Genomic DNA, 368 nt, shown 5'->3' on the forward strand with positions numbered 1-368 from the left:
ACGACACTGCAACAGTCCCGTAGCTCAGTTGGTTAGAGCACTACACTGATAATGTAGGGGTCGGCAGTTCAAGTCTGCCCGGGACTACCATGTAATGGTTAATGATAAATGAATAATTATTAATGGAAAACAAATTAATAATTCATCATTAAAAATTAAGCATTAATAAATGGGGGATTAGCTCAGCTGGCTAGAGCGCCTGCCTTGCACGCAGGAGGTCATCGGTTCGACTCCGATATTCTCCACAAGCTATATAATTTAGCACAACGATCATTGACATATTGGCAACACAAATCAAAATCATAGACACCAACTAGGTGTGTGTAAAAGAAAGTAGATAAGGGCGTACGGGGGATGCCTAGGCTCTC

General features: G+C 41.8%; 2 tRNA genes. Both read left to right on the forward strand.

Features of this window, described 5'->3' with window-relative positions:
- Positions 1-13: 13 nt before the first annotated feature.
- A tRNA-Ile gene (locus J1N10_RS21150) sits at positions 14-90 on the forward strand.
- Between the two features lie 81 nt (positions 91-171).
- A tRNA-Ala gene (locus J1N10_RS21155) sits at positions 172-245 on the forward strand.
- Positions 246-368 lie beyond the last annotated feature (123 nt).

This window comes from Carboxylicivirga litoralis (assembly GCF_025499605.1).
Classification (GTDB): domain Bacteria; phylum Bacteroidota; class Bacteroidia; order Bacteroidales; family Marinilabiliaceae; genus Carboxylicivirga; species Carboxylicivirga litoralis.